Below are 13,970 nucleotides of genomic sequence, written 5' to 3'. Positions count from 1 at the left end.
CTTCGCCCGCTTATTTTTTTGTGCAGTAGGACACAATACTTTCAAACAGGTTCTATTCTGATGTATTTTTTTCTACATATAATAATGAATGGACGAGGGGGGGAATGAAATGGTTAGAAAATGGTGTTTACGTGCAATCGCCGCTTATTTTTTGTTCGGCGTAGTCATGTACGTTTATTTGTTTTTTTTGGCTGATACGTCCATCCCGGATATGTATAAAGGTACAAGCGTCGATCCAACCACATTTTTAAACGCCCGGGAAATGATGTTAAGTGAAGAATATTCCAAGATCCGCAACTTGCTTTTTTTTCTGTCTTCTCCATATGAGTGGTTGTTTTATTATTTAGTACTTATTTTTGGTGTTTCAGCCGCCTTCGAACGTTGGGCAGGCCAAGCGTCAAAATGGTTTCCGTTGAAAACAGCTATTTATTTATTCTGGCTGTCTCTTGCATCATTCGTATTTACTTTTCCATTTTCTTATATCTCTTATGTATTTTCAAGAACTTACAATATTTCCACACAGTTGTTCCCATCGTGGATGAAGGATGAATTAATTGATTTTTGGGTCAGTTACGCCACTATGTTCATCCTTGTCCTCGTGCTATATAGTTTGATGAAAAAATTTAAAAAGAAGTGGTGGTTGGCCGCATGGGTGTTGTCGGTTCCGTATTCCATTTTCATGATGTTTATCCAGCCTGTCGTCATTGATCCGCTGTATAATGATTTTTACCCCTTGAAAGACAAACAACTGGAATCCAAAATCCTCCTGCTTGCCAATGAAGCGGACATACCGGCGGAACATGTATATGAAGTGGATATGTCGCAAAAAACGAATGCGTTAAATGCCTATGTAACGGGTGTTGGATCTAACTCCAGGATCGTTCTTTGGGATACGACCCTTGAACGTTTGGATGATGAGGAAGTTTTGTTTATCATGGCTCACGAGATGGGCCACTACGTGGAAAAGCATATTTATTTTGGCATTGCCGGCTATACGCTGCTTTCCTTTGCGGGCCTGTGGCTGACAGCGAAATGGATGGAACGGTGGGTTGCCAAAAGAGGAACAGTGTGGAAGGTGGAAAGTATAACAAACATCAGCTCCCTGCCTGTTTTTCTGCTGACAATCTCTATTCTTCTGTTTGCCGTCAGTCCGTTGACAAACTGGGTATCACGTTACCAGGAAATGCGGGCTGATCGATATGCGATCGAAATGACACAGGACAAAGACGCGGCCGTACGGACATTTCAAAACTTGACGAAAGCAGGGTTAAGCCAAGTAAACCCGCCATACCTTGTGAAAATTTTCCGTTATGGACATCCAACGATGCTGGAACGGATTAGAATGATGGAAGAATTTGAAGGTGATCGGGACGAAGAGTTATAAATGAAAAACATCCCCCTTAAGAGGGGGATGACTATTGTTGAGTATTTATTCTGTATATTTGGCCAATTCTTTTGTCAGCTTCATAAAAGCTTCTTTGTCTTTTCGGTCAAGCGCCAAGTCAATTTCTTTTCGCAACTGCTCTTCGCGTCTTTTTTGCAGGAGTCCGTTCAGGAAAAGGTCAGTGTACCACTCAAGCGCTTGTGCTTCTTTTTGTTGCTGTGTCATCGTATACTCTTTCAACAGTTCCTGATAAGATTTCTTCCTTTCCATCGATGATCACCTCGGAACCTTTTTTTAATTATACACGGTTAATGGGCAAAATACAACTAATCTATGAAAATTTTCAGATGTTTTTTAAGAATAAATCTGTTGCTTATTATGAATGAGAGAATTTTCATTATTTAATATAATTTGGAATTTATGTGACATTTTTGTGCGCGTATGTTATGATTTATATGAATAATGATGAAGTTTGTTGAAAGGGGAAGAGCTATGGCGAAAAAGGACATCGTTTTTGTTGAGGATTATGAAATTAACCCGTACACGATGATGATTAAGCCCGCAACGAACAATGATCCTCAAATTCTCTCGGAAATTTTTGAAATGAATGGTCGTTACTTATCTTCAGACCCGCCCTTTAATATCGTAAAGAGAAGCTGTGAATATTTTGGATCTTCTTTCAATGGAAGACGACACGGGACACGGCAGCTCATAGGAATTACCCACAAGCCACCGATTATTGTAGACCCCTACACATCCATCTTTCTTTTTCCTACCGCATCACCTACAAGCTCCCATTGTATATGGATTTCTCACGATTATGTTACCTCACATAAAAGAAACGGGTCAGATGCGACGATCGTTACATTCCAAAACAATGAAATCCATGAACTTCCGATTTCATTTTATTCGTTTGAAAACCAGTTATCGCGGACGGCCATGCTAAGAATTAAATTTATGCAAAATATGAAGCGGATGGAGAAGTTTGCCAAGCTGATACATAATCAGGTTTCAGAGCAGAGAGGATTTTATTGGACTTAATTTAGAAGGAACATGTTCATGTCTCCTTCTTTTTTGGTGTTGGCTCCGTTTCGGGGCTACGCGCTTGTGATTTGGTCCGGCTGCCGCTGCCCAAATAATCAGTGAGCAGTTCTTCGACCCTGTTTCGCAGACGGGGATTAAAGTAATTATGGTGTTCCTCGTAGCCTTTGTAAAAAAACATGTACATCGTAAAAGCATTGTCTGATTTTATTTTCTTGACACGGATATTGTTTTTTTGCAAATGGTGTTTTACTGCTGCAAGCTCCTTCTGAATGATGTTCATTGTTTTTTGAATCAATTCCTGATAAGGTTTTTTTAGTTTGAAGGGACTTTTTTCTATCATGCGCAAGTCACGGCGCAATACGGAAAGAACCATTGGCAAGTAGATCGCCTGCTCAATTACATCCCGTTCATTGTCAGGAATCCTTGTCATTTTTCATTCTCCTTTCCTTAAAGAAGGGAACATTTGTTCTCATTTTACTAAGAGGCATTCGAAATAGCAAGATGAAATTGCTGGTAAGGAAGGCAATTCTTGCATGGAGGAAGAAGAATAGATCAGAGGCATGCGGCTATGTTATAATTTAAAAACAAACAAGGCCGTGCTCCCGGTTGTGAATAGAGGAATATTGATGGATCTGGATTTTTTCAAAGAATGGATAACGATTGAAAATGTGATGGAATTAATCGAAAAGTACCGCTCTTTCGGTCCGCTCCCCGGTATTTTATTGCCATTCCTAGAGGCGTTTTTCCCGTTTTTGCCGTTGTTTTTGTTTGTGATGGCAAACGCCAATGCTTTCGGACTTGGCTGGGGGTTTCTGTTTTCCTGGATTGGCTCTGCGAGCGGGGCTTATTTTGTGTTCTTGCTCATACGAAGATTTGGCGAAGCGCGGGTGTTCAACTTTCTGCGCAGGAATGAAAAAGTTCGGAGCTTGATGGCTTGGGTGGAAAGGCGCGGCTTTGGTCCGTTATTTATTCTACTCTGTTTTCCGTTTACACCATCAGCTGTCGTAAATATTGTGGCAGGTCTTTCGAAAATAGGCATATATCAATACATGCTTGCTGTGTTAACCGGGAAAGCCGTCATGATTTTTACAATGAGCTTTATTGGATATGACGTCATCTCTTTAGTAAAACAGCCCGTCAGAACGGGAATTGTTTGTTTGATCATCGCCATCCTGTGGTATGCTGGAAAACGGGTCGAAGAAAAGCTGAAAGAAAAGGATAAGACACGTCTGCACGATTAAGAAAAGTGTACAAGCCTTCTTTTTGCGTCGCGCAGATTTTCAAATAAACAAAAGGCTTTGGCGTCGCGCATTTAAAAAACGTACGCATGATCTGGAAAATGGATGGCAATAAAGATGTGAACGTTGAACTGCACCCCAATCAAATATTGGAGGTGCTTTTCTCATGTTGCATGTAATTAATCGAAAAGAAATGAGAGACATATGTATCACTTTGGGGGAGAAAGCGCTCGCAAAACTCACCGTACACTTTATCGTTTAAATGGAACATGCTTGATGAAAGGAACAGAGGAGAGATCGTCCATCACAGAAACAGCAGCGGTCATTACCATTCTACTTTCCAAGGTTGAAAAAAGGAGCACACACAAGTATAACGTCTAAGTAATAACGGAAACCGACCACTAGCTATGATAGATCATGCCCGCTCCCGGGAGAGGCGAAGAAAACGGTCACCATCCATGACAGCTCCGTCCTCCCTATAGAGTAAATCGCAAAAGTGGTCATCAAACCCGGTTGATCATGCCCGCTCCCAGGAATGAGGCGAGTAAATTGGTCAACTGGCCCGATGTGATTTTGACACCGGTGGGAATGGTCTTGTGCGATTTGACCGTACTTATTGAAATGATCGCATTTTTTGTGTGCAGGCCGGTGACTTTCCCACTTTTCTTGCGGAATGTATGTTCGTATTTGTTGGGCGTTATATGTTATAATAAAAGGAAATTTTTCGGTTTCATGGGGAAAAAGTGAATAAAGGGGTTGGAAATATGTCGCTTCGTTTTATTATCGGCCGTTCGGGGACAGGAAAAACGACATTCATTCTAAACGAAATCAGAGAGAAGTTAAAAGAACTTCCTGACGGTCCCCCCATTTTATACATAGTTCCGGAGCAAATGACGTTTTTATCTGAATATGAATTGGTGCAAACGCCGGGACTCGCCGGAACGATCCGGGCCCAAGTATACAGTTTCACCCGGCTTGCTTGGCGGATTTTTCAGGAAACAGGCGGGTCAAGCAGAAATCATGTGACAAGTGCCGGGCTGAATATGTTGATCAGAAAAATTGTGGAAGACCATAAGAATGAGTTGAAGTTGTTCCGACAGGCATCCGATAAATCGGGCTTTGTCCAGCAATTGGAACAGATGTTCACTGAACTGAAACATTATTGTGTGGCGCCTGATGACCTGGCTAAACAGAAGGAGGAAATGGCGTTTCTTCATTCTACACGGGCATTGGCTGATAAACTCCATGACATTGAATTGATTTACCGGCTTTTTGAAAAAGGACTGGAAGGAAAGTATTTGGATTCCAATGATAGCTTGCGCTTGTTGTCAGAACTGATTGACCGGTCTCAATATCTGCAGAATGCCGAAATTTATATTGACGGTTTTCACAATTTTACGCCCCAGGAATATTTGGTGATCAATCGCCTTTTGAAAAAATGCAGCAGGGTGACGGTGGCGCTTATACTGGATCGGCCCTTTCAACATGAGCTGCCTGATGAACTTCATCTATTTAGAATGACTGGCGAAACGTATGCTCACTTATATGAGATGGCGCAGCAAGAAGACGTTCCGGTTGAACAAGATATCCAGCTTTTGCATGCGAAAAAATTCAAGTCTGCAAACCTGCGCCATTTAGAAGCCCAATTTGAAAGCAGGCCGGTGAGTGCTTCAAAGGAGGAAGGCGGTATACAATTGATGGCAGCCGCCAATCGCCGGGCGGAAATGGAAGGCATTGCAAGAGAAATTCGCCGGCTGGTGATGGAGGAAGGATACCGTTATAAAGATATCGCTGTTTTAATCCGGAATGGAAATGATTATCGGTCGGCTTTGGAGACCATTTTTCATGACTACGACATACCGTTTTTTATTGATCAAAAGCGTTCAATGCTCAATCATCCGCTCGTAGAGTTGCTTCGCTCTGTTTTGGAGGTCATCAATGGAAACTGGCGATACGAGCCGGTATTTCGGGCTGTCAAAACAGACCTGCTTTTTCCGCTTGGAGAACATATTGAGACGTTCCGGGAGCAAATGGACAGGCTGGAAAATTACGTTCTTGCTTATGGGAAGAAAGGGGAAGACTGGACAAAGAACGAACGATGGACGTACAGCCGGTTTCGCGGGTTGGAGTCTGCCCAATTCGTACAGACTGATAAAGAAAAGGAAATAGAGAGGGAGATCGCCCGTTCAAGGGAGCTCGTTACACTTCCCATTGTAAGGCTGTCTAGGCGACTTAAAAAAGCTGTAAAGGGACGGGATTTATGCGAAGCTGTCTATTTATTTCTGGAAGAACTGGAAGTTCCGCAAAAATTGGAGCAGCTCAGTGAGAATGCCGAGAAGAAAGGCCGGTTAATTGAATCAAGGGAGCATGATCAGGCGTGGAATGCCATCATTGAGTTATTGGACCAGTTTGTGGAGATTTTGGGGGATGCGAGCATCTCATTGGATAAATTTATTTCCATTATTGACTCCGGATTGGAAGAAATGAAGTTTTCTCTTATTCCGCCGGCCGTAGATCAAGTTTTTGTTGCCAATTTGGAATTATCGAGGTTGTCTCATATTAAAACGGCATTTGTAGCCGGTTTAAACGACGGCGTTTTGCCGGCAAGGATGATAGATGGGGGAGTGTTGTCTGACGAAGACCGGACTGCATTATTGCAAGCAGGCGTGCCTATTGCTCCGGACAGCAGAAGGCGGCTGCTGAATGAGGAGTTTGTGGCTTATCGGTCATTTACTGCAGCCGAAAAGCAACTCATCCTGTCCTATCCATTGGCAGATGATGAAGGGAAAGCCCTTCAGCCTTCTCCATTTATTGAACGGATCAGGACAATGTTTCCCCATGCAACTGAAAGCATGGTTGTAAACGAACCGGCCGAATTGTTTGAAGACAACCAACTTGAATATATTTCCCATCCAGACTCTGCCATTGCGTATTTGACCGGGCAGCTGCAATTGAAAAAAAGAAAATATCCAATGGCTGACTTTTGGTGGGATGTTTACAATTTTTATATGGCCGACCCCACTTGGAAAAATAAGGCAAGACGCATATTGTCAAGTTTATATTACGATAACAGAACGAAGAAACTTTCAGAAGACACGAGTAAAAAATTATACGGAGACAAAATGGTCGCCAGCGTTTCGCGAATGGAACTTTTTCACAGTTGCCCTTTTTCCCACTTTGTCTCACACGGGTTAAAGTTGCAGGAGAGAGAGATTTATCGGCTGGAAGCTCCTCATATCGGCGACTTGTTCCATAGCGCATTGAAATGGATTGCCGACCAAATCAATCAACATCGGTTGAAATGGTCCGAGCTGACAAAGGAACAGTGTGCCCAGCTTGCAAAAGAAGCTGTCGAACATCTGGCTCCAAAATTAAACAATCAAATATTGTTAAGCTCGAACCGGCATTCTTATCTTAAAAGAAAATTGGAAAAAGTAATTGAAAGAGCTTCCTATGTCATGAGCGGACATGCCAAAAAGAGCGGGTTCTCGCCTGTCGGTTTTGAGCTTTCTTTTGGCCCGAACCAGGCTCTGCCGCCTTTGGCGTTCACCTTGAAAGACGGAACCCGGATGGAGCTGCAAGGACGCATTGACCGTGTAGACAAAGCCGAAAATGAAAATGGTATTTATGTACGGGTGATCGATTACAAATCAAGCGCCCGCCAGCTTGACTTAACGGAAGTGTATTACGGATTGTCTGTTCAAATGTTGACATATTTGGACATTGTCGTTACCCACTCAAAAGCATTAATCGGTCAAGAGGGATTCCCTGCAGGGGTATTTTATTTCCATTTGCATAACCCAATGATTGAAAGTAATAAAGCAATGACAATGGAAGCCATTGAAGGAGAAATTCACAAGAAATTTAAAATGGATGGACTCGTTCTGAAAGATCCCGACATCATCCGCCTCATGGACAACACGCTGAAATCGGGCAGTTCCCACATTATTTCCGCAGGTTTGAAAACGGACGGAACCCTAAGGGCAAACTCTAAAGCAGCCAGCAAGGAAGATTTCCACAAACTACGGAACCATGTCCGCAGCCTTTATAAAAAGTCGGGGAATGCTATTTTGTCAGGATATGTTGACATCAGTCCCTATCAATTCGCGAACAAAACACCTTGCCAATTTTGTGTTTATAAGCCTGTTTGTCAATTCGACCAGGCCTTGGCTGCAAACCAATTTCGACTCATTCAAAAAGAAAAGCGGGAGCAAGTTATTGCGCGCATTCGGGAAGAAGGTGAAGAAATATGAAAACATTCATTCCGGCAAAACCGGAGCAGGCCTCGTGGACAAATGATCAGTGGAAAGCGATTTTTGCCAAGGACCAGGATATATTGGTGGCGGCGGCGGCGGGTTCTGGAAAAACGGCTGTTCTCGTAGAAAGGATTATCCAAAGAATATTGGCGGAAAAAGATCCGCTCAATGTGGATCAATTACTCGTCGTGACTTTCACAAACGCTTCGGCGGCGGAGATGAGATCCAGAATCGGAGAAGCACTCTCCCGGGCAATCAACGATCGCCCCGAGTCCAATCATCTTCGCAAGCAATTGGGATTATTGAACAAAGCGTCGATTTCCACTCTCCACTCTTTTTGTCTGGAGGTAATCAGAAAGTTTTATTATATGGTGGACATCGACCCGCAATTTCGCATTGGCGATGACACCGAGATGGTGCTTCTTCAAGATGAAGTGATGGATGAATTGTTTGAAGAAGAGTACGGGAAAAAAGATAATGACGCTTTTTTTAGGCTAGTGGATACTTTTACAAGTGACCGAAGTGATGAAGAACTGCAAACCCTTGTGTTAAAGTTATACGAATTTTCCCGGTCTCATCCGTTTCCAAATCAATGGCTTGATGAGCTTGTCAGTAAGTATGATGTTACAGAAAACACTCGTGTGGATGACCTGGAATTTGGAAAGCTCCTCCTAGCCGATATCAGGCTTCAGCTTTCAGGTGCAAAAGGACTGTTAGAGGAAGCATATGAAATGACCAAGTGGCCGGGAGGGCCGGCTCCCCGCGCTGTCAATTATGAAGACGATTTGGAGATCATTCGCCAAATGGAAAGAGCCGCCGATACTGGATTTGATGCGCTCTATGAAATGATGAATAATTGGAGTTTTTCACGCGCCAAACCATGTCGAGGGGATGAATACGATCCTGAATTAATGAAAAGAGCCGCTGATTTACGGGATAAGGCAAAAGAAATCCTGAATAAAATGACAGCTGAACTCTTTTCAAGGTCCCCTGAAAATTTTATTCGGGACATGCGCGAGATGCGGCCTGTTTATGCGACTTTAGTAAAAGTTGTAAAAGCTTTTGCTTGCCGGTTTGAACAAATCAAAAGAGACAAAGGGCTTGTCGATTTCTCGGATTTGGAGCATTTGGCACTTGCTATTTTAGTGGATCAGGAAAAAGGCCAGGTCAGCCCTTCGGAGGTGGCTCGCGGTTACCGTCATCAATTTAAAGAAGTGCTAATTGATGAGTATCAAGATATTAATATGGTGCAAGAGACCATCTTACAGCTCATTTCACAAGATGAAGAATATAACGGCAATCTGTTCATGGTTGGTGATGTGAAACAATCCATCTACCGATTCCGTTTGGCGGAACCCAATTTGTTCTTGGCAAAGTATAGCCGCTTTTCTTCCAATGGAGAAAACAGCGGCCTCCGCATCGATTTATCCCGGAATTTCCGCAGCCGGGCTGAAGTGCTGGAAGGAACAAATTATTTGTTCAAGCAAATTATGGGGGTTCAAGTGGGTGAAATCGAATATAACGCTGACTCGGAATTGGTGAAGGGCGCAGGATATCCCGAAGATGAACCGTATCCTGTGGAAGTGGCCATCATTGATCTGGCGGATGAAAGTTCCGGGAAAAGCAAAGATGCAGAAGCGGAAATAATGGAGGAAGAACTTGAAAAGTCGCAACTGGAAGCCCGCTTTTTGGCAGGTAAGATCAGGAAGATCATCGACGAAAAAAAACCTGTCTATGATGTGAAAAAAGGCGTCTCCCGCCCAGCACAATATAAAGATATTGTTATTTTGTTGCGTTCGTTGACATGGGCCCAGGATATGGTCGATGAATTGAGGCATGCGGGCATTCCCGTTTATGCTGATCTGTCGGAAGGCTATTTTGACGCGACTGAAGTGACCATCATGCTGTCGTTGTTAAAAGTGATTGATAATCCGGAACAGGATATACCGCTGGCTGCGGTTCTGCGGTCGCCGCTTGTCGGTTTGGATGAAGAAGAGCTTGCCCGAATCCGGCTGGCAGCCCGGCAGGGGAGTTACTTTGCAGCCGTTAAACAGTATGTGAACACCCCTGAGGAAGATGGACAAGAAGAAACGAGGGAAAAAGCCCGGGGCTTTTTGGAAGGTTTGTATGAATGGAGAACCCTTGCCAGAAGCGGGCCGCTCCCGGATCTCATTTGGCAGTTGTATCGTGATACAGGCTTTTATGAATTCGTTGGCGGCCTCCCGGGAGGAAAACAGCGGCAGGCGAATTTGCGTGCGCTTTATGACCGAGCTTCCCAATATGAAGAAACTTCCTTCAGGGGGTTATTCCGGTTCCTTCGCTTTATCGACAGAATGCGCGACCGAGGCAAAGATTTGGGCGTGGCCCGGGCATTGGGGGAGCAGGAAGATGTCGTGCGGATTATGACGATTCACTCCAGCAAGGGGTTGGAGTTTCCCATCGTATTCGTCTCGGGACTCGGGCGCGAATTCCATACAAAGGATTTGCATCGTCCCTTTTTAATTGACAAAGATTACGGATTTGCAAGCAAATATATCCACCCGGAAAAACGGATTTCCTATCCATCCCTGCCCCAGTTGGCTTTAAAGAGAAAAAAGAGGCTGGAATTGGTGGCCGAAGAAATGCGGGTTCTTTATGTGGCGCTCACAAGGGCCAAGGAGAAACTGTTTCTTGTCGGTACGGTGAAAAATGCGGAAAAAGAAGTGTTAAAATGGCAAAAATCCTTCATCAGTGGGGAATGGCTATTAAAAGATTTTGACAGAGCGAATGCGAAGGCCTACTTGGACTGGATTGGGCCGGCTTTGCTACGGCATCGCCATTGCCATATTTCCGAAAGTATTTGGTCGGAAGGCCTCATAGCGGAACACCCTTCCCGCTGGCACATCGATATCGTTTCAAAAATGGATATCAAACCGGTAGCGGAAGATGAAGCAAGTGACAGCGATGAATGGCTGCAACACGTAAAAGCAGGTGAGCCATTTCCTGTTGAATCTTCATGTAAGCATCTTGTCTTTACACGACTTAGCTGGACATATTCGCATCAAATGGCCACAAATAAAATGTCGAAGCAATCCGTTTCCGAGTTAAAAAGAATGGTTGAATTGCAGGATGAGACAAGCGGGTATGAGTTTGCAGGAAAGCGTCAAAACACTCTTTTGTTTCATAAGCCCAAGTTTTTGGAGCAAAAAGTGTTGTCGCCTGCTGAACGGGGAACCATCATGCATACCGTCATGCAGCATATTCCCTTGACAGAAGCTCCGACACTGCTGTCTATTGAACATTTGCTCGATGAGCTTATTCAAAGAGAAATTCTTACAGGAGAGCAGGCTGATGCGGTTTCCGGTGAACAGATTGTCCAATTTTTCGAAACGGAATTAGGAAAAAGGCTCCTGGGAGCATCAGGTGTTTCAAGAGAAGTTCCTTTTACAATGGGGATTCCGGCGCGGGACATTTATCCGGCATGGGACGGGGAAGATGAACTGGTGATTGTGCAAGGTGTGATGGACTGTATCATCGAAGAAAAAGACGGAGTCGTTTTACTTGATTATAAAACCGATTCTATCACGGGCCGATTCCCGGGAGGATTCCCTCAGGCCAAAGAGCGATTGAAGAACAGATATCAAATGCAAGTTCGCTTATATGAACGGGCCATTAAGGAAATTTTAAAAAAGAAAGTCAAGGAAGCCTATTTATATTTCTTCGATGGTGGATTTACCATCAAACTATAAAACGGGACTGGGACATAAGTTGAAAGCTGATTCATATTCGTAAAAATCGTGAGAATAAAACCGCGTGAAATCAAGGATTTAAACTTGATTCCACGCGGTTTATTCCTTTTTACAGGTGTTGTCCCTGCCCCGTTTTTTTTCATGAATCTAGCAAATCAGTTATTGCCTACCGTGGGCTGGTCAACGAGGTTCGTATCAAGCGTATTGCTGGAACTTATACCATTATTAGTTATGATAAATCCTCCGGTACTGTCCGAGCCCGAGCCGGCATATGATTTTGAACTGCTTTTTGGTGAAATGACAGCAGTATCGCCAAATTGAACAATTCCTCCGGAAACGTTAAAAATTTGGACGGGTCCCAGAATAGCAGGCATTGTGCATCTCCTTATCCTTTTTTAAATCCTCGGATTGATTTGCCGAATATGCTTAACTCTTCCTTCCATTGCAATATGGTTTGTACTTCCTATATACAGGACGGCAGCGTTGGAAGCAGCGATGACATGAACATTTCCTACTCGAATGTTCGGACTATCATGTATTTTATGTCTGATGGGGAATGATTCGTAAATTGGCGGAAGGGGAATGGGTTTGGTAAAAGCGGAGAAAGAGAGCAAATCTCCTTCATCGGCATAAAAAAGCTGTCTCCTCCTTTGGACCGCCAAGGCGTTCGCATTCGCCCCCAGATGAACCGAATCCCCAATTTCCAATATGGAACCAAAGATGAGATTTTTAATATCAAGATATTGAACGACAGAGTTCCTTGTTCCGATCATTTTGGATATACTCCAGTTTCTCTGGTGAGGGGAGCGAAGGGACCGATGATCAATGATTCAGGGGGCGTATCAAAAACAGAGCCCAATTGAATTGTATTAGCGTCCCCAACCAACAGCAATGAGGCGGCGCTCACTCCGATGACTCGAATTTGGCCGACGGATAACTCCTTGTTTACGACATTAAGTTCCATGGGGGTTCACCCCTCCCTGGTTATTCGGCATTTCCGCGATAAAACGATGTACCGCCTTGTTAATATCGGCAACGACCGTTTGATATACTTTATGATATAATTCTTCTTCTGTTCCTTCGTTATTTGGCTGCGAACTAAAATAGTGCAAATAATGATCCGCTCGTCTCTCAATTTGTTTTCGGACATCCTCTTTGATCATTTGAATAAAAGAAGGATCAAGTTGAACTCCTGCCTGTGTTTGGGAATCCAAAACATGTTGTTCTAGTTCTTCGTCAATATAATGGTTCAGCTTGCTGATCGTATCGCGATAAATCTCTTTGTTCCGGAAAAAAGTTTGCGTCTGGGGAAACGTTCCGTTCGGAATGGATAACTCATCGACGGCATCAAGGCTACTTGGTGAAAGGCCGATATTTAAAGTTCCTTCCAACGTTTCAACCTTCAATTGGTCGAATTTATACTCAAGCCTTTCGACGGTCATGGGCGGTTTTTCCCCCAATCGTTTGACTTCCGCCGATAAATCTTGTATGTCGCTTTTCAGTTGTGCGATGGCCTTTTGCTGTTGGTTGATACAGCCGTACAATTGCTGAATATAGTAGTTGACGTTCATATTCCTCCACCACGCTTTATTTTGGTATCAGGCAAATTACAAAGGAATCAAGCTTACTTGCTCCTCGACCAGCTCAGGAATGGCAGGAGGGGCCGGCTCTTCGAATCCTCCTGTATTAAATAAATAAGATGCGGGCTTAATGATTCCTGAAGTTCCGATTTGCAATACTGATGAGTTTGTAATCCCGCCAATTTTTAGCGTATTAATATGAATGTTTTGTTGAACATTAATGATCATTTCGGCCTCCTGTTCTTGATGGTATAATATGGGAAACTGTCTCGTGACTGTCTTTCTTTGCGACTAGTGCTTCTTTCATCTCTTTGCGGAGTATCCGATTTTGTACTTTACAAAACAGTCGCCTGCTTTTTTATAAATTAAACAATATTCCTTGGTCAAGGCCGTCGACATCATAAGTGTTTGTTGAAGAATAATTATTTTTGACCGTGATCCCTTCACCGGTGTTAAATGAACCTGCTCCAGAAAATGTTTTGGCATAGGCAATCGGATGGATTTGAAACACGTCTCCAATGTTGACGACGCCTCCTGTACTTACGTTAATCACTTGAACGGCACCAACAAATCCAGGCAAATCCGTTCACATCCTTCCGTTGCTTCTATATATCATTATTGTATTTTATGAGTAACTGGGTAATTTGTGCTTCAATTGCCCATGCCTACTTTGTAAAGCTTTTATGTCATAAGCACAGTTTTTTAGACAAACATGGGCGAAGATGGTATAAACAAAAGCA

13 protein-coding genes are annotated in these 13,970 nt (G+C 43.4%); 5 read left to right on the top strand and 8 right to left on the bottom strand.

The features are described 5' to 3' along the window. The first annotated feature begins 109 nt into the window (after positions 1–109). A complete protein-coding gene (locus tag MHB50_RS11730) occupies positions 110–1,384 on the top strand; it encodes a M48 family metallopeptidase (RefSeq protein WP_077112336.1) in 1,275 nt (424 codons plus the stop codon). A gap of 45 nt (positions 1,385–1,429) precedes the next feature. Here the strand turns inward: MHB50_RS11730 and MHB50_RS11725 are convergent, their stop codons facing one another. Next, entirely contained in the window at positions 1,430–1,654 is a 225-nt protein-coding gene (locus tag MHB50_RS11725) for an IDEAL domain-containing protein (RefSeq protein ID WP_077112338.1), read from the bottom strand. A 222-nt stretch (positions 1,655–1,876) separates the two neighbouring features. On the opposite strand from MHB50_RS11725, the gene MHB50_RS11720 reads away from it, so the two are divergent. Then, positions 1,877–2,425 (top strand): competence protein ComK, encoded by a 549-nt coding sequence (locus tag MHB50_RS11720; RefSeq protein WP_077112340.1) that lies wholly within the window; start codon positions 1,877–1,879, stop codon positions 2,423–2,425. Positions 2,426–2,441: 16 nt separating this feature from the next. Here the strand turns inward: MHB50_RS11720 and MHB50_RS11715 are convergent, their stop codons facing one another. Continuing rightward, positions 2,442–2,858: a hypothetical protein gene (locus tag MHB50_RS11715; protein ID WP_077112342.1), complete on the bottom strand. Its 417-nt coding sequence runs from the start codon at positions 2,856–2,858 to the stop codon at positions 2,442–2,444. A gap of 196 nt (positions 2,859–3,054) precedes the next feature. Here MHB50_RS11715 and MHB50_RS11710 point away from each other — a divergent pair, with 196 nt between their 5' ends. From MHB50_RS11710 to addA, 3 genes are all read left to right on the top strand, one after another. Beyond that, positions 3,055–3,669, top strand: coding sequence for a TVP38/TMEM64 family protein (locus MHB50_RS11710; RefSeq protein ID WP_077112423.1), 615 nt, complete (start codon positions 3,055–3,057; stop codon positions 3,667–3,669). Between the two features lie 761 nt (positions 3,670–4,430). Beyond that, a complete protein-coding gene (addB, locus tag MHB50_RS11705) occupies positions 4,431–7,919 on the top strand; it encodes a helicase-exonuclease AddAB subunit AddB (protein WP_077112344.1) in 3,489 nt (1,162 codons plus the stop codon). Then, the gene (gene addA / locus MHB50_RS11700) at positions 7,916–11,650 is read left to right on the top strand and encodes a helicase-exonuclease AddAB subunit AddA (RefSeq protein WP_340083825.1); all 3,735 of its coding nucleotides are present in this window, start codon (positions 7,916–7,918) and stop codon (positions 11,648–11,650) included. The genes addB and addA overlap by 4 nt, the downstream gene beginning before the upstream one ends. A gap of 155 nt (positions 11,651–11,805) precedes the next feature. On the opposite strand, the gene MHB50_RS11695 is transcribed toward addA, so the two are convergent. The 6 genes from MHB50_RS11695 to MHB50_RS11670 all read right to left on the bottom strand — a co-directional run bounded on the left by MHB50_RS11695 (position 11,806) and on the right by MHB50_RS11670 (position 13,810). Beyond that, positions 11,806–12,024, bottom strand: a complete 219-nt coding sequence (locus tag MHB50_RS11695; protein ID WP_077112348.1) for a spore germination protein — start codon at positions 12,022–12,024, stop codon at positions 11,806–11,808. A gap of 21 nt (positions 12,025–12,045) precedes the next feature. Then, positions 12,046–12,423 carry a spore germination protein GerPE gene (locus tag MHB50_RS11690; protein WP_340083824.1) on the bottom strand — a complete coding sequence of 126 codons (378 nt, stop codon included), beginning with the start codon at positions 12,421–12,423 and terminating at the stop codon, positions 12,046–12,048. After that, a complete protein-coding gene (locus tag MHB50_RS11685; protein WP_077112352.1) occupies positions 12,420–12,614 on the bottom strand; it encodes a spore gernimation protein GerPD in 195 nt (64 codons plus the stop codon). Before MHB50_RS11685 ends, MHB50_RS11690 begins: the two co-directional genes overlap by 4 nt. Further along, a complete protein-coding gene (gene gerPC / locus MHB50_RS11680; protein ID WP_340083823.1) occupies positions 12,604–13,221 on the bottom strand; it encodes a spore germination protein GerPC in 618 nt (205 codons plus the stop codon). Before gerPC ends, MHB50_RS11685 begins: the two co-directional genes overlap by 11 nt. Positions 13,222–13,257: 36 nt before the next feature. Further along, positions 13,258–13,458 carry a spore germination protein GerPB gene (locus tag MHB50_RS11675; protein WP_077112356.1) on the bottom strand — a complete coding sequence of 67 codons (201 nt, stop codon included), beginning with the start codon at positions 13,456–13,458 and terminating at the stop codon, positions 13,258–13,260. Between the two features lie 130 nt (positions 13,459–13,588). Beyond that, positions 13,589–13,810 carry a spore germination protein gene (locus MHB50_RS11670; RefSeq protein WP_340083822.1) on the bottom strand — a complete coding sequence of 74 codons (222 nt, stop codon included), beginning with the start codon at positions 13,808–13,810 and terminating at the stop codon, positions 13,589–13,591. Positions 13,811–13,970 lie beyond the last annotated feature (160 nt).

Origin of the sequence: Siminovitchia sp. FSL H7-0308 (genome assembly GCF_037980985.1) — a bacterium.
Taxonomy (GTDB): Bacteria; Bacillota; Bacilli; order Bacillales; family Bacillaceae_C; genus Siminovitchia; species Siminovitchia thermophila.
The sequence above is the reverse complement of the archived record's forward strand: the minus strand, read 5'-3'. Positions and strand labels throughout refer to the sequence as shown.